General features: G+C 67.3%; 21 protein-coding genes. 8 read left to right on the forward strand and 13 right to left on the reverse strand.

From position 1 onward, the window contains the following. Positions 1-264 precede the first annotated feature (264 nt). Both QX108_RS12505 and QX108_RS12510 read right to left on the reverse strand, forming a co-directional pair. Complete coding sequence (locus tag QX108_RS12505; RefSeq protein WP_315785186.1) at positions 265-1,041, reverse strand: cyclase family protein; 777 nt, start codon at positions 1,039-1,041, stop codon at positions 265-267. Positions 1,042-1,091: 50 nt separating this feature from the next. Then, positions 1,092-2,081: a fumarylacetoacetate hydrolase family protein gene (locus tag QX108_RS12510; protein WP_315785189.1), complete on the reverse strand. Its 990-nt coding sequence runs from the start codon at positions 2,079-2,081 to the stop codon at positions 1,092-1,094. A gap of 98 nt (positions 2,082-2,179) precedes the next feature. On the opposite strand from QX108_RS12510, the gene QX108_RS12515 reads away from it, so the two are divergent. The 5 genes from QX108_RS12515 to QX108_RS12535 are packed head-to-tail and all read left to right on the forward strand — an operon-like array spanning position 2,180 to position 6,146. Further along, positions 2,180-3,115, forward strand: a complete 936-nt coding sequence (locus QX108_RS12515) for an ABC transporter substrate-binding protein (protein ID WP_315785192.1) — start codon at positions 2,180-2,182, stop codon at positions 3,113-3,115. Further along, positions 3,115-3,813, forward strand: a complete 699-nt coding sequence (locus QX108_RS12520) for a GntR family transcriptional regulator (protein ID WP_315785195.1) — start codon at positions 3,115-3,117, stop codon at positions 3,811-3,813. The genes QX108_RS12515 and QX108_RS12520 overlap by 1 nt, the downstream gene beginning before the upstream one ends. 1 nt (position 3,814) lies before the next feature. Further along, a complete protein-coding gene (locus QX108_RS12525; protein WP_315718752.1) occupies positions 3,815-4,618 on the forward strand; it encodes an ABC transporter ATP-binding protein in 804 nt (267 codons plus the stop codon). Continuing rightward, positions 4,615-5,382 carry an ABC transporter permease gene (locus tag QX108_RS12530; protein ID WP_315785199.1) on the forward strand — a complete coding sequence of 256 codons (768 nt, stop codon included), beginning with the start codon at positions 4,615-4,617 and terminating at the stop codon, positions 5,380-5,382. Before QX108_RS12525 ends, QX108_RS12530 begins: the two co-directional genes overlap by 4 nt. After that, positions 5,379-6,146, forward strand: a complete 768-nt coding sequence (locus tag QX108_RS12535) for an ABC transporter permease (protein ID WP_315785202.1) — start codon at positions 5,379-5,381, stop codon at positions 6,144-6,146. Before QX108_RS12530 ends, QX108_RS12535 begins: the two co-directional genes overlap by 4 nt. Before the next feature lies 1 nt (position 6,147). Here the strand turns inward: QX108_RS12535 and QX108_RS12540 are convergent, their stop codons facing one another. From QX108_RS12540 to QX108_RS12590, 11 genes are all read right to left on the reverse strand, one after another. Beyond that, positions 6,148-7,527 (reverse strand): FAD-dependent oxidoreductase, encoded by a 1,380-nt coding sequence (locus QX108_RS12540; protein ID WP_315785205.1) that lies wholly within the window; start codon positions 7,525-7,527, stop codon positions 6,148-6,150. After that, positions 7,524-8,138 carry a cysteine hydrolase gene (locus tag QX108_RS12545; protein ID WP_315785208.1) on the reverse strand — a complete coding sequence of 205 codons (615 nt, stop codon included), beginning with the start codon at positions 8,136-8,138 and terminating at the stop codon, positions 7,524-7,526. The genes QX108_RS12540 and QX108_RS12545 overlap by 4 nt, the downstream gene beginning before the upstream one ends. After that, positions 8,135-10,192: a hydantoinase/oxoprolinase family protein gene (locus QX108_RS12550; protein WP_315785211.1), complete on the reverse strand. Its 2,058-nt coding sequence runs from the start codon at positions 10,190-10,192 to the stop codon at positions 8,135-8,137. The genes QX108_RS12545 and QX108_RS12550 overlap by 4 nt, the downstream gene beginning before the upstream one ends. After that, positions 10,189-11,922 carry a hydantoinase B/oxoprolinase family protein gene (locus QX108_RS12555; RefSeq protein WP_315785214.1) on the reverse strand — a complete coding sequence of 578 codons (1,734 nt, stop codon included), beginning with the start codon at positions 11,920-11,922 and terminating at the stop codon, positions 10,189-10,191. The genes QX108_RS12550 and QX108_RS12555 overlap by 4 nt, the downstream gene beginning before the upstream one ends. Next, a complete protein-coding gene (locus tag QX108_RS12560; RefSeq protein WP_315785217.1) occupies positions 11,919-12,797 on the reverse strand; it encodes an isocitrate lyase/PEP mutase family protein in 879 nt (292 codons plus the stop codon). The genes QX108_RS12555 and QX108_RS12560 overlap by 4 nt, the downstream gene beginning before the upstream one ends. Positions 12,798-12,839: 42 nt before the next feature. After that, complete coding sequence (locus QX108_RS12565; protein ID WP_315785219.1) at positions 12,840-13,541, reverse strand: ABC transporter ATP-binding protein; 702 nt, start codon at positions 13,539-13,541, stop codon at positions 12,840-12,842. Beyond that, the gene (locus QX108_RS12570; protein WP_315785223.1) at positions 13,534-14,277 is read right to left on the reverse strand and encodes an ABC transporter ATP-binding protein; all 744 of its coding nucleotides are present in this window, start codon (positions 14,275-14,277) and stop codon (positions 13,534-13,536) included. Before QX108_RS12570 ends, QX108_RS12565 begins: the two co-directional genes overlap by 8 nt. After that, positions 14,277-15,245 (reverse strand): branched-chain amino acid ABC transporter permease, encoded by a 969-nt coding sequence (locus QX108_RS12575; protein WP_315785226.1) that lies wholly within the window; start codon positions 15,243-15,245, stop codon positions 14,277-14,279. Before QX108_RS12575 ends, QX108_RS12570 begins: the two co-directional genes overlap by 1 nt. Next, positions 15,242-16,114, reverse strand: a complete 873-nt coding sequence (locus QX108_RS12580; protein WP_315718741.1) for a branched-chain amino acid ABC transporter permease — start codon at positions 16,112-16,114, stop codon at positions 15,242-15,244. The genes QX108_RS12575 and QX108_RS12580 overlap by 4 nt, the downstream gene beginning before the upstream one ends. Positions 16,115-16,410: 296 nt before the next feature. Further along, entirely contained in the window at positions 16,411-17,634 is a 1,224-nt protein-coding gene (locus QX108_RS12585) for an ABC transporter substrate-binding protein (RefSeq protein ID WP_315785229.1), read from the reverse strand. Beyond that, positions 17,631-18,455, reverse strand: coding sequence for a GntR family transcriptional regulator (locus tag QX108_RS12590; RefSeq protein ID WP_315785232.1), 825 nt, complete (start codon positions 18,453-18,455; stop codon positions 17,631-17,633). The genes QX108_RS12585 and QX108_RS12590 overlap by 4 nt, the downstream gene beginning before the upstream one ends. Before the next feature lie 16 nt (positions 18,456-18,471). On the opposite strand from QX108_RS12590, the gene QX108_RS12595 reads away from it, so the two are divergent. From QX108_RS12595 to leuD, 3 genes are read left to right on the forward strand one after another with little or no spacing between them, the layout of a single operon-like run. Then, positions 18,472-20,604: an FAD-dependent oxidoreductase gene (locus tag QX108_RS12595; RefSeq protein ID WP_315799408.1), complete on the forward strand. Its 2,133-nt coding sequence runs from the start codon at positions 18,472-18,474 to the stop codon at positions 20,602-20,604. A gap of 36 nt (positions 20,605-20,640) precedes the next feature. Beyond that, positions 20,641-22,062, forward strand: coding sequence for a 3-isopropylmalate dehydratase large subunit (gene leuC / locus QX108_RS12600; RefSeq protein WP_315785237.1), 1,422 nt, complete (start codon positions 20,641-20,643; stop codon positions 22,060-22,062). Further along, positions 22,059-22,679, forward strand: a complete 621-nt coding sequence (gene leuD, locus QX108_RS12605; RefSeq protein WP_315785240.1) for a 3-isopropylmalate dehydratase small subunit — start codon at positions 22,059-22,061, stop codon at positions 22,677-22,679. The genes leuC and leuD overlap by 4 nt, the downstream gene beginning before the upstream one ends. Positions 22,680-22,694 lie beyond the last annotated feature (15 nt).

The raw sequence follows: 22,694 nt of genomic DNA on the forward strand, positions 1-22,694 counted from the left end.
GGAGACAACCCACCAATGATGGAATATTGTCAGGCATCAGCCCGGTCTAAAATGTCAGGGATCAGCCCGGTCGGACAGGCGCGGGTGGTGTTGCTTTTTCGGTCCAGAAATCTTGCATCCGTCTTGGAGCGAGCATACCCGTCCGATGGACCTGGAAGCGGGGCCTCGCACGTGCCATGCCCCTCACCCGGATGGCTGCGCCATCCGACCTCTCCCCGCGAAGGGCGGGGAGAGGTTGCAGCGTCCGGGCTGAGCCGGGATGGCTCACCCGTCGATGATCGCCACCGCGCGCGTCCATCCCGCGGACGCCCGCTCGATCTTCACCGGGAAGCACGACACGGTGAAGCCTGTGGACGGCAGCTGCTCCAGATTGTGCAGCTTCTCGATATGGCAATAGCCGATGTGGCGGCCCGCCTTGTGGCCTTCCCAGATCAGGCTGGCATCATGAGTCTCGGCGTATTTCTTTGCCGTGAACACGAACGGCGCGTCCCAGCTCCAGGCATCGGTGCCGGTCAGACGCACGCCGCGCTCGAGCAGATACATGGTGGCCTCGTAGCCCATGCCGCAGCCTGTGTTGACGTAGTCCGCCTGGCCGTAGCGGGCGCCGGCCGCGGTATTGACCACGACGATTTCGAGCGGCGACAGCGTGTGGCCGATGCGCTTCAATTCGGCCTCGACGTCCGCGGCGGTCGCGACATAGCCGTCCGGGAAATGCCGGAAGTCGAGCTTCACACCTGGCTGCATGCACCACTCCAGCGGCACCTCGTCGATGGTCCAGGCGCGCTCGCCGCGGTTCATCGTCGGGTGGAAGTGCCAGGGCGCGTCGAGATGCGTGCCGTTATGGGTCGAGAGATTGACCTGCTCGACCGCCCAGCCCTGCCCGTCCGGCAGGTCCTCGGCCTTCAGCCCGTCGAAGAACTGCAGCATGCGCGGCAGCCCCTGCTGGTGGTCGATATATTGGATCGTCGGGTGCGCTCCCGGCGGGTCGGCCGGCACGTCGTTCTGCAGCGGCACGGAGATGTCGATCAGCTTGCGGGCCATGGGGGTCCTCTCTCTTGCATCTTTCTTGGTTGTTATCGTCGGCCGCAGAATCAGACGTCCTGCCGCTCGACCTTGTTCTTCAGGATGCCGATCTTCTCGACCTCGAGCTCGATCACGTCGCCATGCTCGAGATACCAGCCGAGTTCGAGGCCGCAGCCATTGCCGACCGTGCCGGAGCCGATGAACTCGCCGGGCATCAAGGTCTCGTCCTTGCTGATATAGGCGATCAGCTCCTCGAACGGGAACAGCATGCCCTCGCTGACGCCGCGCGAGCGGACCTCGCCATTGACGCGCGCCTCCATCTTCAGGCGATAGGGATCGCCGATCTCGTCCGGCGTCACGATCCACGGACCCATGACGTTGCCGCCGTCGAAGCTCTTGCCCTTGGACGGGCCGAGGCGGCCGTCCATCTCGATGCGCTGGGTGTCGCGCGCGGAGAAGTCGTTGAAGATGGTGAAGCCGAAGATGTGGTCGCGCGCCTTTGCCGCCGGAATGTCCTTGCCCCGCCCCTTGGTGATGATGCCGAACTCCAGCTCGTAGTCCATCACCTTGCTGTAGCGCGGCCATTTCACGGTCGTGTTGGGGCCGCGCACGCTGAAGCGGTTGGTGATGTAGAAGATCGGGACCTTGCGGTAGACCTCGGGCAAGTCGCCGAGCGGCTCGGCATCGATGCGCGCGAGCTCGTCGGTATCGCCGCGCTGGCGTGCTGCAAGCTTCCGCTGCCCCCGCGGCGCCTGCAGGATGTGCAGCGGAAACGACATGCCGTCGCGCATCTGCCGTGGCTCCGGCACCGGCGCGAGCAGCTCCGTGCCGGCGACGTCGCGCGACAGGTCCGCATCGCTGCCATAGCGCTCGAACAGCCCGCGCGCCGCATCGAGCGCGGCATCGCCGGCGTCGATCAGCGACAGCATCGAAGCGAATGCCAGATTGCTCTTGCCGGCACGATCGGCCGCCCCGGCGAGGTCGAAAAGCTTGGAATCGCCGGCGTGCACGATGCCGATCCGCTCTCCGCCCTCGGCTCGAAATGTCGCAAGCTTCACGCCGTCCTCCCCTTGTGTTCTGTCTGAAAATATACAAACATACAAAATATCGATAAACAAGAGGCGTCCGGGACGGGGCGCCCAGGGAGGGGTCAACGATGCGTCATCGGCTCATGGATGCTGTTGTCGGCGCGGTGCTGACGTTTGCGCTGACATCCACTGCGGCTCAGGCGGAGAAGATCCAGATCGGCTGCACCGCGACATCCGACTGCGCCTCCGCGATGATCGCGGTCGATGAGGGCCTGTTCAAGAAGCACGGCCTCGACGCCGAGATGGTGCTGATCGGAATCAACTCGAACATTCCCGCCGCCATCCTGTCCCACTCGATCCAGATCGGCGGGCCGACCTCGACGGTGTTCCTGCAGGCGGCTGATGGCGGGCTCGACCTCGTCGCGGTCTCCGGCGCCTCGATCATGAACAAGACATCGAACGACGCCATCGCCGCCTTCGTGCGCAACGGCGTCACCATCACCAGTCCGCAGGACTTCAAGGGCAAGAAAATCGGTGCGCCCGGCATCGGCGCCTTCCTGCACGTGCTGTTCGTGAAATGGCTGGTCGAGAAGGGCGTCGACCCGAAAAGCGTGAACTTCGTCGAGGTGACGTTCCCGACCATGGCCGACACCATCAAATCCGGCGGCGTCGACGCGGTGCTGACCGCCGAGCCGTTCGTGATGCGCATGACCAACGCCAATCTCGGCACCGTCGGCGCGCGCTATGCCGCCGAGCTCGCCCGTACCGAGCCGATCATCTTCTATGCGGCGTCGCGCGAATGGGCGGACAAGAATCCCGAGACGGTGAAGAAATTCCGCGCGGCCATCGCCGAGGCAGCCCAGATCGTCAACAACGATCGCGAGAAGGCCTCGGCAGCGATCGCCAAGTTCACCAAGCAGCCACTCGACCTGGTCAAGCTGACGACGCCGAACTACGCGGAGCCGGTGCTGAAGCCGGAGCAGCTCGCCTGGTGGATCGACATCATGGCGGCGCAGAAGATGCTACAGGGCAAGCTCGACCTCAAGAAGCTGATCCTCAACTGATGACGGCACCGACCCCGATCCTGCAGACGGAGACGACGAGCGGCGACACGCTGAGCGAGCGCGCCGCCGCGCTGATCGAGCGCGACATCGTCGCGGGCACGCTCGCCCCCGGCTCGCGGCTCGGCATCGTCGAGCTCGCCAAGCGCTACGAGATCGGGCCGACGCCGCTGCGCGAGGGGCTGTCGCGGCTGGTGTCGCGCGGCCTGATCAACAGCACCGGCCAGCGCGGCTTTCGTGTCGCCGAGGTCAGTCGCGACGATCTCGTCGACATCACGCGGATGCGCACCGTGGTGGAGAAGGAGGCGCTGCGGCTCGCGATGCAGAACGGCGGCGATGCCTGGGAGGCCGGCATCATCGCCGCGCTGCATCAGATGCGCCGTTACATCCAGCGCATGCAGAACGAGTTTCGCGAGGGCGCGCCGGAGTTCGACCGGCTGCACAAGGCGTTCCATACAGCCCTGCTGGAGGCCTGCGGATCACCCCGCCTGCTCGCCGCGCATTCCGATCTCTACGACCAGGCCTATCGCTATCGCCGCGTCATGATGCGCAGCTTCGACGACGGCAGCGGCTTCATCAGGGAGCACGAGGCGCTGGCGGAGCTGATACTCGCCCGCGACGCCGCGGCCGCCCAGGCGAGGCTCGAGGCGCACCTGCGCTCCACCGTCGAGATCGTCTATCCGCAATCGAAGGGAGCATGAGATGGCAGAGCCTGCCCTCGCTTTGGTGCAATCGTCTCCCTCGCCTGCGCGCGCGCAGATCGCGTTCGACAATGTCGCGCTGACCCTCGGCGGCAAGGCGATCATCGACACGATCAGCCTGGAGGTCGCGGCCGGCGAGATCCTGTGCGTGGTCGGCGCCTCCGGCTGCGGCAAGACCACGGCGCTGCGGCTCGCGGCCGGGCTGTATCAGCCGACGGGCGGCAGCGTGCGCTTCGAGGGCGAGCCGATGCGCGCGCCCCGCCGCGAGATCGCGGTCGTGTTCCAGGACTACGGCAAGGCGCTGCTGCCGTGGCGCACCGCAGCCGGCAACATCTCGCTGGCGCTGGAGACGATCGGCATGCGCGCGCAGCAGCGCGAGGCGCGCATCACCGAGCTGCTGGCCAAGGTCGGGCTCGCCGGCCATGCGGCGAAGTATCCGACGGAGATGTCGGGCGGCATGCAGCAGCGGCTGCAGATCGCGCGCTGCCTCGCCCAGGATCCGAAAGTGCTGCTGATGGACGAACCGTTCGGCGCGCTCGATGCGATGACGCGGCAGGGCCTGCAGGACGAGATGCTGGCGCTGGTCGCCTCGACCGGCGCCACCGTGGTGTTCGTCACGCATGATCTGGAAGAGGCGATCTATCTTGGCGACCGCGTCGTCGGCCTGCTGCCGCATCCCGGCCGCGTCGGCCTGGAATTGACGGTCGACCTGCCGCGGCCGCGCGACCAGCTGGCGACGCGGGAGCATCCGGAATTCCTGCGGCTGCGCCGTGCGCTGTTCGACTTCATCAAGGCGAGCGAATGAGCATGCCGGAGCGCATCAAGCCGGTGCTGCTGCCGCTCGCGGCCTTGCTCGCATTCGAGGCGGGGATGCGGCTTGCGGCCGTGCAGAGCGACTCGCTGGCGCCGCCGAGCGCGATCGCGCTCGCGCTTGCGGGCGCGCTGACCGACGGCTCGCTGCTGATCGCGACACGTGACACGCTCGCGTCGGCGTTCGCCGGCCTCATCATCGGCGGCGCCATCGGCCTCGTGCTCGGCCTTGCGCTCGGCCTCTCGCACATCCTCAACCGGCTGATGGAGGTGACGATCGAGGCCATCAGGCCGATCCCGTCGGTGGCACTGCTGCCGATCGCGCTGATCGCGCTCGGCTTCGGCTATCGCATGGAGATCGCGATCGTCGCCTTCGCCTGCGTCTGGCCGGTGCTGATCATGACGCGCGCCGCGGTCGGCGGCATCGAGCCGCGGCTGATCGAGGTGGCCCGCGTGCTGCGGCTGACGCAGCTCGACCGTGTCAGGAAGATTGTCATTCCCGCCGCCCTGCCCCGCATCTTCCTCGCCTTCCGGCTCGCCGCCGGCATCGCGCTGATCGTCGCCGTCACGGTGGAGATCGCGATCAACCCGCTCGGCCTTGGCGCCGGCATCATGACCGCGCAGCAGGCGCTGCGGCCGGACCTGATGCTGGCCTATCTGGTGTGGATCGGCATCACCGGCTTCGTGCTCAACACCGCGCTGATGGCCGCGCAGACGACGCTGTTCGGCCGCGCGGCCCTGATCGGAGACGGCGGATGAGATGGTCGGTCCTCGGCTGGCGCTTCGCCAGCTTCGTCGTCGCGGCTTGTGTCATCGCGCTTTGGCAAGTCGCGGCCGACCAGCGTTGGGTGTCGCCCGTGTTCCTGCCGGGCCCGGATCGCGCCTGGGCCTCGCTGATGCGCGGATTCACGAGCGGAGATCTGCTGGCCAAGCTCGTGGGAACGCTGGCGCACATGGCCTATGGCTGGCTGCTTGCCTCGATCGCCGGCATCGCGCTCGGCGCGATGATCGGCTCGTCCAGGGCGATGCGCCTCTACGTTGCGCCGACGCTGGAGCTGCTGCGGCCGCTGCCGGTGTCGGCGATCATTCCGGTCGCGATCGCGGCGCTCGGCCTGTCGCAGGGCATGGCGCTGTTCGTGATCGCGTTCGGCTCGCTGTGGCCGCTGCTGCTCGGCACCATCCACGGCTTCGCCGCGGTCGAGCCGCGGCTCTATGAGGTCGCGCGGGTGCTGCACATGTCGCGACTCGCGGTCATCGTCAAGATTGCGCTGCCGTCGGCGGCGCCCGACATCCTCGCCGGCATGCGGCTGAGCCTCACGGTGGCGCTGATCCTTGCCGTCGTCTGCGAGATGCTGGCCGGCCTCGACGGCCTCGGCCAATGGGTGCTGCTCTCGGCCCGCGCGTTCCGCTCCGCCGACCTGTTCGCCGGCGTCATGCTGCTCGGCGTGATCGGCTACGTCACCGCGCTCGCGATGGGCGCCGCCGAAAGCCGGCTGCTGCGCTGGCAGGCCGCGCGGCGATAGCTCAGCGCGCCAGCCCTGCCACGCGGCCGAGCGCGACGGCCGTGAGCAGGCCGTTGCCCGAGAGATAGCCGGAGGCATCGGCGCCGGACACGCCGCAGGCGGCGCCGCCGGCCGCGAACAGATTGTCGATCGCGGTGCCGTCCTCGCGCAGCACGCGCGCGTGGTCGTCGATGACGAGGCCGCCTTGGGTGTGGAACAGCGCGCCGGTGACCTTCACGGCGCGATAGGGCGACGCGAGTTGCGGCACGCCGGCGAACCTGCGGCCGAAGCGGTCGGTGCGCTGCTCCGACTTCGCGGCCGCGACCTCCGCGATGGTTGCTTCGAGCGCGTCGACCGGCACACGCATGGCCGCCGCGAGGCTCGCGATGTCCTCAGCTTCGAGCACCGTGCCATGCGCGACGGCGTTGCGAAAATCCTCGAACTGCGCGGCGATGCCGGCGATGCGCGCGTCGAAAATGGTCCAGGCGATTCCGTTCGGCTGCGCGAGCACGTTGGCCGCCTGTTCGGAATAGCCCGAGGCCTCGTTGGAGAAACGCTCGCCGTTGGCGTTCACCTGGAAGCCGCCCTCGGTGATGGTGGCCCAACTGATGAGAATGCCGGCGGGATGCGCGACAGAACCGTGGCCCTGATGACCGCCGAGATGGCGCGTCGCCGCGCCGAGCTGCTCGCCCCAAACAAGCGCATCGCCCTGGTTGCCGACGTGGCCGAAATAGGTGGCGCTCGCCAGGTCGGGGATGTGCCGGGCGACCAGCACCGGATTGCCGCCATAGCCGCTGCAAGCGAGGATCAGGCGGCGGCAGCCGATCTCGTCGCTGCTGCCATCGGGCCGCGTGAAGCGCATCCCGACGATGCGCTGCGCGCGATCGACCAGCAAGGTCGTCGCATGTGCATCGCAGAGGATATCAATGCTCGCCGCCTCGGCGGCGGTGCGCAGCCGGTCGATCAGTTCACGCCCGGCGCGGCTCGGCAGGCCGTGCATGCGATAGCGCGAATGGCCGGGATAGGTGAAGTTATCGACCAACGAGAACGGTAGTTGATGCCGGTCGGCAAGCCATTCGAGCGTCGGACCGATCGTCGTCGTGACCAGCTTCACCAGCACAGCATCCGGTTCATCATGCGCCTTGTGCATGATGTCCGCGGCGAAGCGCGCGGGGCTGTCGTCGATACCGAGCGCCGTCTGCCAGCGCGTGCTTGCCGCTGGAATGAGTCCGGCCGACAGCGCCGTCGAGCCCTGCGGCACGGCATCGCGCTCCAGCACCAGCACGCTCTCGCCGTTCTCGATCGCCGACAGCGCCGCGACGAGTCCCGCCGCGCCGGCGCCGATGATCAGGCAATCGACCGAGAACTCGAGCGTGCGGTCGATCGTCTCGACCGAGCTCATGACGCCGCCAGTTCCGTCATCGCCTCCGCGATCGAGGCAACACGGCAGACCGGCTTCAGCGCCGCGATTGCGGTCGCATGCGTCTCCGCGGTGAACGCCGCGCAGCCGTCTTCCAGAACCACCGTCTCGAAGTCGCGGATATGCGCATCGCGCACCGTCGAGGCGACGCCGCCATTGGTGACGATGCCGGCGACATACAGCTTTTCGATGCCGCATTTGCGCAGCACCCATTCGAGTCGCGTCATGTAGAAGGCCGAGTACGCGATCTTCTCGATCGTGACGTCGGTGGGCTGCAGCAGGTCGACGAGCTGATGGCCCCAGGCGCCCGGCAGGAAATCGCCCTTGGCCAGGAACGGCCGCAGCTGCTTCAGATGCGGCGAGATCATCGGCTCGCCGCCCTTGCCGGGCACCAAGGTGAACTGCGTCGAGATCACGAAGCCGCCCTTGGACCGCATCAGATCCGCGAACGGCTTCAGCCGTGGCGGCAGCGCGGCGATGTCCGCCGCCGTCTGGCCGGCGCGGCCATAGGCGCCCTTGGGATCGAGGAAGTCGTTCTGCAGATCGACGATCAGCAGCGCGCTCTGCGCGGCCGGGATGTTGTGATCGCTCATGTCCGCTCCACGATGACGTTGCCGAACTGGTCCACCCGCGCCTTGAAGCCGGGCGCGATCACCGTCGTCGCATCCGGCTGCTCGAGGATCGCGGGGCCCGCGACCTCGGTGCCGACAGGCAGATCGAGCCGGGCGTAGATCGCCGTGTCCCACCATTGGCCATCGAACCAAGCGTTCCGGCTGCCGAGCTTCGCCCTGCCGAGATCGGAGCTACTGTCAGGCGCGAGCGTTGCGAGGTCGAAGCGCGGACGCACGCCGATCGCCGCCGTGCGCAGGTTGACGATCTTGATCGGCACGCCCGGCAGCAGCCGGCTGAAGCTCTTCTGATAGGCCGTCTCGAACGCCTTGCGCACGTCATCGACCGTCAACGCGATGGCGCCGTCGCGGATCTCGGCCGGCAAGGTCGCGCGGATGGTGTGGGTCTGGCCGACATAGTGCATGTCGAGCTCGAACAGCGTGTCGATGCGCTCGACCGCGAGCCGCGCGTCCTTGACGACGCCCTGCGCATGCTCGGCCTCGGACAGCATCCAGCGCGTCAGCGCCGCGATGTCGAGGCCGTCGACGAACATGTTGAGCGTCTGCACCTGGTCGTGGCGGATGTCGGCGATGACGCAGCCGAGCGCCGAGGTGACGCCGGGATAGCGCGGCACCAGCGCCGCCTTGAGTCCAACATCCTTGATCAGCGCCGAGACGTGCAGCGCGCCGCCGCCGCCGAACGGCACCGCCGCGAAGCGCGCCGGATCATGGCCGCGCTCGATCGACATCAGCCTGATCGCGCCCGCCATCTTGCTGTCGGCAATGCGCACGATTGCTTCCGCCGCTTCCATGACGCCAAGGCCGAGCGGCTCGCCGACATGCCTGGCGATGGCGCGCTTGGCGGCCTCGACATCGAGCGCCTTCAGCTTGCCGCCGATCGGCCTGTCCGCATTGATGCGGCCGAGCACGACGTTGGCGTCGGTGAGCGTCGGCCGGTCGTTGCCGCCGCCATAGCACACCGGACCGGGTCGCGAGCCGGCGCTCTCCGGGCCGACCTGCAACAGGCCGCCTGCATCGACATGGGCGATCGAGCCGCCGCCGGCGCCGATGGTGGTGATCTCGATCATCGGCGTGCGCACGACGAGGCCGAAATCGATCGTGGTCTGCGCCGCCAGCGAGGTCGCGCCATCGACCACCAGCGAGACGTCGAACGAGGTGCCGCCGAGATCGCCGGTGATGACGTTGGGGAATCCCGCCGCCTTGGCGATCTCCGCCGCGGCGATGACGCCGGCCGCGGGGCCGGACAATGCAGTGCGGATCGGGAAGCGCCGCGCCGCATCCGTCGACATCACGCCGCCATTGGACTGCACGATGTGGAAGCGGCCGTCGAACGCCTCGCCGGCGAGCGCATTCTGCAGCTTCTGCAAATAGGAGCCGACCACCGGCTGCAGATAGGCGTTGAGCGCCGTTGTCGAGGTCCGCTCGAACTCGCGAATCTCCGGCAGGATCTGGCTGGAGCAGGCGACATTGTCGTTCGGCCAGATCGCCTGCACGGCTTCGAGCGCGCGGCGCTCATTGTCCGGATTGGCGAAGGCGTTGACGAACACGATCGCTAGCGCCTGCGCGCCCTTGGCCAAGAGCTCGCGCGCGGTCGCCTCGACCTGCGCGACATCGACGGCGGTGCGGATGGTGCCGTCCGACAGCACGCGCTCGTCGACCTCGGCGCGCATGTCGCGCTCGACCACAGGCACGAAGTCGCCCCACAGGCCCCAGGTGTTGCGGCGGTCGCGGCGGCGCATCTCCAGCACGTCGCGGAAGCCCCGCGTGGTGATCAGGCCGATGCGCGCACCCTTGCGTTCCAGCAGCGCATTGGTGCCGACCGTCGTGCCGTGCACGATCGAGGTGAGATGCGAGACCGCGCCAAACCCTTGCAGGCCTTCGAGGAAGCCGACGGCCTCGTCGCCGCGGTTCGACGGCACCTTGTTGGTGCGGAAGCTGCGCTTCGCCTCGTCGAAATAGAACAGATCGGTGAAGGTGCCGCCTACATCGACGCCGACGATGGTCCCGAGCTTGCTCATGCCGCACCTCCCGCGCGAAGCGTGCGCGTGGCGGCTTCATCGACCGCGCCGTCCGCCTTTACAGCGACCTTGTAGACCTCGCGCGCCTGCGTCGGCGAGACGAAGCCGAGCGCGACGTCATGTGCAACATCAACGACGGGCCGCGCCTCCGGCGGTCCCCATCCGCCACCTCCAGGCGTTTCAAGCCGCACGCGCTTGCCTGCCTTCAGATGCAGATCGGTGATCTTGGACACCATCGGCGGGCTCGCCTCGCCCTGCTCCGTCTGCCAGGCGAAATGATTGAGCGCAGCACTGCCGCCGCCGGCGACGCCGAACGGCGCCGCCTTGCCGCGCTCGCCGAGCAGCGCGACGTCGGCATCGGCCAGCAACTCGACTTCGTAGACCGCACCGACGCCGCCGCGATGCGTGCCGGCGCCGGCGGAATCCGGGCGGAGCGCCCATTGCGTGAACATGACGGGATAGGCTGCTTCGAGAATTTCCACGGGCGGAATGGTCGCGGTCGAGATCGGGTTGTTGGCGTGGTTGAGGCCGTCGGTCGCGGGATTGCCGCCAAGGCCACCGCCGAAGAACGAGAACATCACGAAACGGCTGTTGTCCTTGCGATGGCCCGCGATCGACAGCGCGTTGATGGTGCCGAATGGCGCGGCGGTCGCGCGCGACGGATCGGCCTTGGCGAGCGCGCCGAGCACGACGCCGATCAGGCGCAGGATGGTCTCGGTGTAGCCGGCGACCGGCTTCGGCGGACCTGCCGCCAGCAGCGAGCCATCGGTGATCGCGAACGAGATCGGCCGCAGGCAGCCGGCATTGGCGGGCACGTCGGTGAACACGTGCTTCAGCGCCACGTAGCAGGCCGCGATCGTGGTCGAGCGCGAGATGTTGATCGGGCCCTTGCACGCCGCCGACGAGCGGGTGAAGTCGAGCGTCATCGTCTCGCCGGCGATGGTGACGTCGAGCGCGACCGTCAGCGGCAGATCGACGATGCCGTCATTGTCGAGCACGTCCTCGAACGAATAGACGCCGTCCGGCAGCGACGCGATCGCGGCGCGCATCAGCGTTTCGGCACGGTCGGAGAACGCCTCGAACGCATCGGAGACGGTCTTGTCGCCGTAATCGTCGAGCAGCGTGCGCAGGCGGCGTTCGCCGAGATCGAGCGCGTTGAGCTGACCGTTGAGATCGCCCCAGTTCGACATCGGCACGCGCGAATTCGCTTCGATGATGCCGAGGATGTCGTGGTTCATGCGTCCCGCGGCGATCAGCTTCACGGGGGGAATGCGCATGCCTTCCTGGAAGCTTTCGACCGCCTTCGGATTGTAGCCGCCGGCGACGTTGCCGCCGATGTCGAGCCAGTGGCCGACCGACGCGATCCAGCAGAACACACTGTTGTCGCGGAACACCGGACGCACCAGGCGGAAGTCGTTGAGATGGGTGCCGCCGTCATACGGGTCGTTGAAGATGAAGGTGTCGCCCTCCTCGAGCCCGCCCTCCTTCTCGACCTTGGCGATGACGGCGCGCACGGCGAAGGCCATCGCGCCGACGAAGATCGGCAGGCCGCCCTGGCCCTGCACCAGCGTATCGCCCGTCGTGGCGTGATAGATGCCGTGGCAGGCATCGCGAGCCTCGGCAATCGTCGGGTTGAACGCCGAGCGATACAAGGTCGCGTCCATCTCGTCGGCGATCTGCTCCAGCCGCCCCTTCAGCACCGCGAGCGTGATTGGATCCAGCGTGGTCATGCCCGCGTCCCTTCGTCTTCAGCGGCGTAGCGGGCGCCATTCGCCAGGATGTCGGCCGTGCCGAGCATCGCGTTGAGTCCGGCGAAATCCAGCATGCGGTCGGCGAACGGTTTGGTCGAGCCGGCCTGCGCCAGCGACTGATAGTAGGCCCGCGCCGAGAAGGCGAGCGCGCGCACGATGCCGCCGGGGAAGATCACGAGCTTGAAGCCGAGCGCGCCGAGTTCTGACGCCGCATGGATCGGCGTCGAGCCGCCCTCGACCATGTTGGCGAGCAGCGGCCGCTTCGAGGCGAGCCGGCCGGCGATGGCCGACAATTGCTCGCTGCTCTTCGGCGCCTCGACGAACAGCACGTCGGCGCCGGCCTCGGCATAGCGCTCGGCGCGTTCGATCGCGGCCTCCATGCCTTCGATCGCCAGCGCATCGGTGCGCGCGACGATCAGCGTCTCGGCCGACTGGCGCGCATCGAGCGCGGCCTTGATCTTGCCGACCATCTCGCCGGCGCTGATCACGGTCTTGTCGGTCAGATGGCCGCAGCGCTTCGGCGTGGTCTGGTCTTCGAGCTGGATCGCGGAGGCGCCCATGCGCTCGAACAGCCGGATCGTGCGCTGCACGTTGAGCGCATTGCCGAAGCCGGTGTCGCCATCGACGACGAGAGGGGTCTCGACGCGGTCGCGGATCATGGCGATGGTGTCGGCGACCTCCATCATCGACACCAGGCCGATGTCGGGACGGCCGAGCTTGGTATAGGCGATGCCGGCGCCGGTCAGATACAGCGCCTTGAAGCCGGCCTCGGCGGCGATGCTTGCGGTCAGCGCGTCGTACACGCCGGGCGCGATCGTCGGCTCGGCTGATGCCAGAGTGGATCTCAGGCTCATTGTCGTTTCCTTGTTTGTCTCAACTAATCGCTGAAGCCGTGGTCAGAGACCGAGATAGGCGCGCTTCAGCTCGGCATTGGATTTCAGCTCGGAGGCCTGGCCGGAGAGCGTGATGATGCCGTTCTCCATGATGTAGGCGCGGCCGGCGAGTTCCAGCGACTGCACGACGTTCTGCTCGACCAGCATGATCGCGAGGCCGGAGGCCGCGAGCCGTGCGATCAGCGCGAACATTTCTTCCACCATCAGCGGCGACAGGCCGAGCGACGGCTCGTCGAGGATGAGCAGCTTCGGCTCGCCCATCAGGCCGCGGCCGATCGCCAGCATCTGCTGCTCGCCGCCGGACAGCGTGCCGGCATATTGCCGCGCGCGCTGCTTCAGCTTCGGGAAGGTCGCGTAGATCTGCTCGATGCGCTCGCCGCGCCCACGCCGCGGCCGGCGATAGGCACCGAGCTCGAGGTTCTCGCGCACCGACAGATTCGGGAAGATCTTGCGGCCCTCGGGCACGTGGATCAGGCCCGCGGTGACGATGTCGGGCGCAGCGGCTTGCTCCAGCGCCGCGCCGTTGAAGCGGATGGTGCCGGCGGTGGCAGGCACGACGCCCGAGAGCACCTTGTTCAAGGTCGTCTTGCCGACGCCGTTGGAGCCGAGCACGGCGACGACTTCGCCGGCGTTGACGTCAAAGCTGACGCCGCGCAGCACTTCGGTTCCGCCGTAGCCGGCGCGGAGATCGCGGACCTCAAGCATGGGCCTGCTCCGCGCGCAGACGTTCGGCCGCACCATGGCCGAGATAGGCTTCGATCACCTGCGGGTCCTCGCAGACGGCCCTCGGCTCGCCCTCGGCGATCATGCGACCCTGCGACAGCACATAGACCTTGTCGCAGAGATTCATCACGGCCTGCATGATGTGCTCGATCATCAGGATGGTGACGCCCTGGTCGCGGATGTCGCGCACCAGCGGCAGCACGTCGCGGATTTCCGAGGGGTTGAGTCCGGCCAGCACCTCGTCGAGCAACAACAGCTTCGGCCTGGTCGCGAGCGCGCGCGCCACTTCGAGACGTTTGCGGCCGGCGACGGTGAGATCGGACGACGCCTTGGCGAGGTCGGCGCCGAGGCCGACGCGCTTCGCGATCTCAGCCGCTTCCTTCATCGCCTCCCTGGCATCGGGCGTGTGCAGATAGGCGCCGACCGCGATGTTCTCCTGCACGTTCAGCCCTTCGAACGGCTGCACGATCTGGAAGGTCCGCGCGATGCCCGCGCGCGCCCGGACATGCGGGGCAAGCGCCGTGATGTCGCGGCCGTCATAACTGACTGAGCCGCCATCGGGCTGCAGGAAGCCGGCGACCATCGCGAACAGCGTCGTCTTGCCGGCGCCGTTCGGGCCGATCAGGCCAGTGATCGAGCCCTTGGCAACCGACAGCGAGGCCTGGTCGACCGCGACGAGACCGGAGAAGCGCTTGGTGAGGGACTTGACCTCGAGCATCACGCCTCCTTCGCCGTCGGCGCACGCAGGCCGAGGCTCTTCATCAGCATGACCAGGCCGTTCGGCGAGAACGCCACCGACAGCACCAGGATGACGCCGAACACCAGGAGATCCATGCCGGGAATGCCGCCGGACACGCTCTTGGTGAGCTCACCCAGTCCCAGCAGCACGATCGCGCCGACCAGCGGCCCGAGCACGGTGCCGGAGCCGCCGACGATGGCTGCGAACAGTGCCTCGATCGAGATCCACGAGCCGAACGCGACATTGGCGTCGATGAACAGGTAGTTCTGCGCATAGAGGCAGCCGGCGGCGGCCGTCAGCGCGCCGGAGATCGCGATCGCCTTCATCTTGACCACGAACACGTCGACGCCGAGCGCCTGCGCCGCCTGCTCGTTCTCGCGCAGCGCGACGAGATAGGCGCCGAAACGCGAATGCTCCAGCCACCAGCTCACGAGCAGGCCGATCGCAACGAAGCCGAGCGCGATCAGCAGGAAATAGCGGCGGTCGGCGAACTGCAGGTAAGGCAGGCCCGTCTGCAGCTTCAGCAGGATGCCGGCGGCGCCGCCGGTGAAATTGGTGCTGTTGGCGAGGATGCGGGCGACCTCGGCGAAGGCCAAGGTGATCAGCGCGAAATACGAGCCCTTCAGGCCGGAGCGGAAGCTGAGGAAGCCGATGGCGGCGCCGACCAGCGCGCCGAGCGCGATGCCGATGACGAGCGCGATCCAGGCGTTGACGCCGAAGCGGGTCTGCAGAACGGCCATCGCGTAGGCGCCCGCGCCGAAAAAGGCGGCGTGGCCGAACGACGACAGCCCGGCATAGCCGCCGAGGATGTTCCAGCCCTGCGCCGCCAGCGCGATGATCATCATGAAGATCATCAGGTTCAAGAGCGCACCGGACAGGCCAAGGAACGGGACCACGGCGAGCGCCACGACGATCACGGCGAGAGTGGTGAGACGCGGCCTGGTCATGCGCGCGCTCCGAACAGGCCGGTCGGACGCACCAGCAGCGTGACGATGAAGATCAGGAAGATGCCGATCTGGCCGAGGCTGTCGCCGAGAAAGAGACTGGACGCGGCTTCGACGACGCCGATCAGGAGCCCTCCGATCAGCGCGCCGGGGATCGAGCCCATGCCGCCGAGCACGACGATGGTGAAGGCGACCAGCACGAAGGCCGCGCCGGTCTTCGGGCTGACGTAGAACGACGGCATCAGCAGGCCCGCGGCGACGGCGAGACAGGCGCAGCCGATCGCAAAGGTCATGGCGTAGACATGCGGCACGCTGATGCCGACCAGAGCGGCGCCGAGCTTCTCCTTCGCCACCGCGCGGATGGCCTTGCCGATGTCGGTCTGGTGCAGCACCAGCCAGAGCAGCAACGTGGTGGCGATGGTGACGCCGAAGCCGATGACACGGGGGAACGACAGCAAGAGCGGGCCGAGCTCGACGACGCGGAACGAATAGTCCGTGGTGATCGTGCGGGTGTCGGACTGGAACGCGGCGAGCAGCGCGTTCTCGATGATGATGGACAGGCCCAGGGTGACCAGGAGGATGCCGTTGTCCTTGCCGTGGCTCGCCGGGCCGATGATGAAGCGCTGCAGGGCGTAGCCGAGCGCGAACATGAAGGGCGCAACGAACAAGATCGCGAGATAGGGATCCATCCCGTAGCGGGCGCAGGCGAGCCACACCATGAACATCGCCACTGTCAGCAGCGCGCCGTGGGCGAAATTCACGATGTGCAGCACGCCATAGATCAGCGTGAGACCGAGTGCGATCAAGGCATAGATCGCGCCCAGCATCAGCCCGTTCAACAGCGCCTCCACGACGATCTGGGGCGAGTACATTGCATCCTCTATCTCAGCAGACGCCAAGAGCGATCTGCTTGGTACGCGACCGATTCGCCGCTTGCTCGCTGCTCGCCTCTCCCCGCCTGCGGGGAGAGGCCGGATCGCATCGAAGATGCAATCCGGGTGAGGGGGCTCTCCGCACCGTCGGTGGGTGGGGCTGCCCCTCACCCCGACCCTCTCCCCGTAAGAACGGGGAGAGGGGGCGCACCGCTCGTGGTGAGAAAGCTTGGCCTCAGCGGCGAAGGACGACTGCAATCGCGCAAGTGCAGACCGCCCTCGCCTGTCCTGCCCGATCACCCGTTGATCGGGAACACCGGCTTGGCGTCGGCGTACTCGGCCGGGTAGATCACCTTGATGTCCTTGCCCTGGACCTGGGTGTTCAGCGGCAGCGCGCTGGTGTTCTGGCCCTTGGCGTCGAACTTGGTCTTGCCGTAGGGCATGATGCCGCTGTCGAACTCGTTCGCTGCCAGGGCCTCGATGATCTTGGCGCGATCGGCGCTGCCGGCCTTCTCGACGGCCTGGGCGAACACCTTCACCAGCGAGTAGTTGATCGGCGTGTTGTAGGCGTAGAACTTGCCGGCGGCGGTCACCGTCTCGCGCAGCTTGGCGGTGATCGGGCTCTTCGGATCGCCCCAATGATTGCAGTCCATCACGCCCTGCGCGGCCTCGGGGAATTCGTTGACGAAGCGATAGCTGGAGGCCGCGCCGCCGAACACGGCGTAGATGCCCTTCGGGCGCACGCGCTGCTGCTGCAGGGTGCGGGCCATCAGCACGAACTCGTTGAAGTAGTGCGAGGGCACGATCAGGTCGGGATTGAGCGCGCGCAGCCGCAGCACGACGTTGGTCATGTCGCGCGCCGGGGTCGGATGCGCGATGGTCTCGACGATCTGGAAGCCGAGCGGCGGCAGCTTCTCCTGCATGATCTTGGCGAGGCCCGAGCCGAACAGGCCGTCCTCGTGCACGATCGCCACCGTCTTGATCGGCTTGCCGGCGTCGTCGTTGAGCTTGACCAGGTTCTTCAGCGCCACCGAAGTTGCCATGCTGAAGTTGGGATTGAAACGGAAGGTGTTCTTCAGGCCACGCTCGGTGATGGTATCGGCCACGGCGCAGTCGACGACGAACGGCAGGTCATAGCGCGACGCAGTCTGCGTCGCCGTCAGCGCGATGCCGGAGGCAAAACCGCCGAGCACGGCAGCGACGCCGGCCGACTGCAGCTCCTCGGTCGCCTGCGCGCCGGCTTCAGCATTGGAGCGGCTGTCGCCGATCACCAGTTCGAGCTTGGCGCCGCCGAGCGCCTTGATGCCGCCGGCATCGTTGATCTCCTTGATCGCGAACTCGGCGCCGATCTTGGCGAGGTCGCCGTCGAGCGCGAACGCGCCGGAGATCGGCTGCAGCAGGCCGACCTTGACCGGCGCCGGCTCCGCGCGCAGCAGGCCCGGCGCGGCCAGCATCGAGGTGAGCGCGACACCGCTCTTGAGCACGGTGCGGCGTGACAGCGACTTCGAGCTCAACGTCATGACTTCCCCACTTTCCTGACTGGCGGCCGCCGGCGCGGGCGCTCCCTGCGGTACACCTCGGCGGTCGGGCTCCAGTGCCGGTGCCCTTCGTCGCCCGTCCGTTCGAGGTTCATCTGCAATGTATAGCGGTCCGGCCGGTAGAGCGCCTGCAGGTGCTCCATCGGCTGACCGTCCTTGCCGTAGACCGTGCGGCGCAGGGCCACGAGCGGCATGCCGACGTCGATGTCGAGCGCCTCGGCCACATCGGGGCTCGACAGCACGGCGCTGATCTCCTGCCGCGCCGAGGCGCTCGTCAGCCCCGAGCGCTCGATCAGCTCCAGCAGCGGCATGCGCGCGAGATCCTCGCGCGAATAGTTGCGGCCGATGCGCTCAGGCACGTTGGCGATGAGATAGGAGAACGGCACGCCGTCGACCAGGCGGACGCGCACCGAGCGCTGCGAGCGCTCATCGGGCGCAAGCTGCAGGGCCTCGCGAATCTGATCCGGCGGCGCGACATAGTCGAAAGACAGCAAGCGCACGTCGGTCGTGCGCCCCATCTCGATCAGATGCGCGAACACGTTGGAGACGTCGGCAAGAACCGTGCGAACCTTGGACGCCGGGCGATGCACGAAGGTGCCGAGTCCGCTCTTCTTCTGGATGAGGTTCTCGCCAGCGAGCAGATCGAGCGCCTGACGGATGGTCACACGGGAGACGTTATGCTCTTCGGCCAGCGCGAATTCGCCGGGCAGCCGCTCGCCATCCGCAAGCTCGCCGGATGCGATCTTGTCCTTCAGCAGCAGGTAAATCCGTCGTGCCTTCAGTGGCTCGGACGCGGTGCGCAAGGCGGGAAGTCCCGTGGTGACAGAGCTATCTTGCTTCCAATACAGTAGGTGTATAGAAAATATGACAGCTTCGGTCAACCGGCCCCACGACCGTCCGCGGAGCAAGGATCAAGCCATGGGCGGCTTCTTCGGAGGATCACGCGATTTGTCGCAGCATCAGCCATATGCACAGGCCTTGAGCCCGCTCGACGTCGGCCATCTGCGCTTCCGGAACCGCATCTTCGTCCCCGCGCACACCACCAATTTCGGCGAGCACCATCTGCCGAGCGCCCAGCACCTCGCCTATCATCGCGCCCGTGCGCGCGGCGGGGTCGGCGCCATCATCTTCGAATCCATCCGTGTGCACGCCAATTCGCTGGGCCGGCCGCAGGCCGTGTGCGGCTTCGATCCCGCCTGCATCGATCCGTTCCGCCGCATCACCGATGCGGTGAAGGCGGAAGGCGCTTTGATGCTCGGCCAGATCATCCATCTCGGACGCCAGGTCGAGGGCGATTTCGAGCGCACGGTCTCGTGGGGCGCCTCGCCCATCCCGTGGTCGATCTCAGCCCTGCCGCCGCGGCCGATGGACGAATTCGACATGGAGCAGGTGATCGAGGGCCATCTCGTCACCGCGCGCAATCTGGTGGCGGCCGGCTTCGACGGCATCGAGCTGCAGATGGCGCATGGTCACCTGCTGCAGCAGTTCATGTCGCCGCTGTCGAACAAGCGCGACGATGATTACGGAGGTTCGCTGGAGAACCGGCTGCGCTTTCCGGCGCGCGTGCTCGCGGCATTGCGGGCGGAGCTTGGCGACGGTTTCTGCCTGGGCATCCGCTTCAGCGGTGAGGAATATGCCGACGGCGGGCTCGGCATCGAGGAGGCCGAACGCATCGTGCCGATGCTCACCAGGCAGGTGCGGGTCGATTTCGTCAACGTCTCGCATTCGGCCTATGTCGCGAGCTACTCGCTGGCGACGCAGATGGCCGACATGGCGTTCGATCCGGCTCCATTCCGCACCCTGCCCGCACGCATTCGCCATTCGCTGCGCGCGGATGGCTTCGAAACGCCCGTGTTCGCGGTGTGCCGTTTTACCGGACTGGACGAAGCCGACGCGATGATCGCCGGAGGCGGTGCGGACGCTGTGGGCATGGCCCGCGCTCATCTCGCCGAGCCTGCGATCGTGCGCAAATCGGTCGAAGGCCGCCTCAATGAAATCCGCCGCTGCATCGGCTGCAACCAGGGTTGCGCCGGCATGCTCGAGCGGAACCTGCCGATCCGCTGCCTGATCAACCCCATCGCCGGACTGGAAGGACAGTTCGAGGAACCGGAGGCGCTGCCGCGGAAGGCGGCCCGTCGCATCCTCGTGGTCGGCGGCGGTCCGGCGGGGCTGGAGGCGGCGCGCGTGGCAGCGGCGCTTGGCCACGAGGTGACGCTGTGGGAGCGCAGCGATCAGCTCGGTGGTCAGCTGCGCACGGCGTGGCTGATGCCGAAGCGCGCGAACTTCAAGACGTTCGTGGAGCACCAGATCGCGGCCTTGATGCGCCTCGGCGCCACCATCGTTTTCAACAGGGATGCGGACGCCGCCGCGATCGAGGCCTTCGGCGCCGACCGGATCGTGCTGGCGACGGGCTCGACGACCAGCGCCTTGCCCGTTGCGGGGAATGGCCCAGTGTTCACCCTGCCCGACGCGTTGCGCTCGCCGGACCAGCTCGGCGCGTCGGTCGCGGTGTTCGACCGCACCGGCGAGTGGGGCACGTTGTCGGCGCTTGAGCATTTCGCCGACCTCGGCAAGGCCGTGACCCTGTTCGTGCCAGCGGCGAGCTACGCGTGGCGCACGACGGTCTACTCGACGCTCGCCAACAGCCGCCGTCTGCGCGAGCGCAAGGTGAGGATTGCCACCTTGCGCGCCGTGCGCTCGTATGACGGCGCGACGCTGGAGATCGAAGATCTCTCGACCGGACACATCGAGCGCCTCACCGGCTTTTCGGCGCTGGTTGCCGTCGATCACAACCGCACGGATCAGTCGCTCTATCTCGCCTTGCGGCGCGCCGGCACGCCCGTGATGCAGGTCGGCGACAACAACGCGCCGCGCACGGCGCTGGAGGCCGTCTATCAGGGCCACATGGCGGCACGCGCCCCCTTCCCCCCGGCGCCGGGAATCACGACATGAGGATCGCGTGGTGAGATCAACTGAGGACGTTCGGGCATGACGAAGGCAGCGCGGCAGCCGCGGACGCTGTTCGACAAGGTCTGGGATCTTCACGTCGTCACCGAACGCGAGGATGGCGCCGTTCTGCTGTATATCGACCGCCACCTCGTGCACGAAGGCTCGTTCCACGCCTTCAACAAGCTGAAGGACAAGGGAGCACGGGTAGGCCGCCCCGACCTCACGATCGGTGTGGCCGATCACTATGTGCCGACGCGGACGCGCGCATGGGGCGAGATTGCGCCTGATATTGCCGGGATGATCAAGCAGTTGGAGGACAATTGCCGCGCCAACGACATCCGTCTGTTCGGCTTTGATGATCCGCGCCAGGGCATCGTGCATGTCGTCGGGCCCGAGCAGGGCCTCACCCTCCCCGGCCTCACCATGGTCTGCGGCGACAGCCACACGTCGACGCATGGCGCGTTCGGCGCGCTCGCTTTCGGCATCGGCGCGTCCGAGGTCGCGCATGTGCTGCTGACCCAGTGCCTGTGGCAGAAGCGGCCGAAGCGGATGCGCATCACGGTCGACGGCGTCACGGCGCCCGGCATCACCGCCAAGGACATTGCACTGTCGATCATCGCCACGATCGGCGCCGACGGCGCGCAGGGGCACGCGATCGAATATGCGGGCAGCGCAATCCGCGCGCTGTCGATGGAAGGACGGCTGACGCTGTGCAACCTCTCGATCGAGAGCGGCGCCCGCTGCGGCATGATTGCCCCGGACGAGACGACGTTCGCCTATGTCAGGGGACGGCCGTTCGCCCCTGAGGCCGACATGCTCGATCGAGCCATCGCCGCGTGGCGCGACCTCCCGACGGATGCCGACGCGACGTTTGATCGCGAGATCATGCTGCGTGGAATGGATATCGCACCGACGGTGACGTGGGGCATCAGTCCCGAGGATGCGCTGCCGATCGGCGCATGCGTGCCCGACCCTGCAAATCTCGACGACCCCTCGCGCGCGAGCCACGTCCGGGAGGCGCTCGACTACATGAGGCTCACGCCGGGCCAGGCGCTCGACACGATCCCGATCGACCGCGTCTTCATCGGCTCATGCACCAACAGCCGCATCGAGGATCTGCGCGCCGCCGCCGGCATTCTCTCCGGCCGCACGGCGCGCGTGCCCGGGCTGGTGTCGCCCGGCTCGCACCTCGTCAAGCAGCAGGCCGAGCAGGAAGGTCTCGACCGCATCTTCATCGCCGCCGGCCTCGACTGGGTCGGTTCGGGCTGCTCGATGTGCGTCGGCATGAACGGCGACCTCGTGCCGCCGGGCGAGCGCTGCGCCTCGACCACCAACCGCAATTTCAAGGGTCGCCAAGGTCCCGGTGCGCGCACCCATCTGATGTCGCCGGCGATGGTCGCGGCGGCCGCGGTGACGGGTCATCTGACCGACGTCCGAGTCTTGATGAGGAGCAACGCATGAAGCCGTTCGATATCCTCACGACATCAGCCTGCGCGCTGCCGCTCGCCAGCATCGACACCGATCAGCTGATTCCGGCGCGCTTCATGAAGCGCTCACGTGCCGACGGCTATGGACAATTTCTGCTCTACGACATGCGCTACGACGAGTCCGGCAAGCCGCGCCCCGACTTCCCGCTCCATGCCATGGCATCGCAAGGCGCCGAGGTGCTGGTGACCCGGCGCAATTTCGGCGCCGGCTCCTCGCGCGAGGCTGCGGTCTACGCGCTGGTCGATTTCGGCTTCCGCTGCGTGATCGCGCCGAGCTTCGGCGACATCTTCGCCTCCAATGCCGTCAACAACGGATTGCTGCCGGCCAAGGTGAGCGAGGCCGACGCGGAGGAGATTCTCGCCCAGCTCCAAACGGTGAGCACAGCAATCACCGTCGATCTCAACGACTGCCTGATCAGGCTCGGCAACCGCAACTATTCATTCACCATAGATCCCATCTGGCAGCTCAAGCTGCTCAATGGCTGGGACGACCTCGACCTCACGCTGTCGCTCAAGGACGACATCGTCGGCTTCGAGGAGCGCGACGGAGGCGCCCGCCCGTGGGTTCGACTGGCGGACCGGCCCGCGTGATGTGAGGTTCCAGGC

Origin of the sequence: Bradyrhizobium sp. SZCCHNR1002 (assembly GCF_032381435.1) — a bacterium.
Classification (GTDB): Bacteria; Pseudomonadota; Alphaproteobacteria; order Rhizobiales; family Xanthobacteraceae; genus Bradyrhizobium; species Bradyrhizobium aeschynomenes.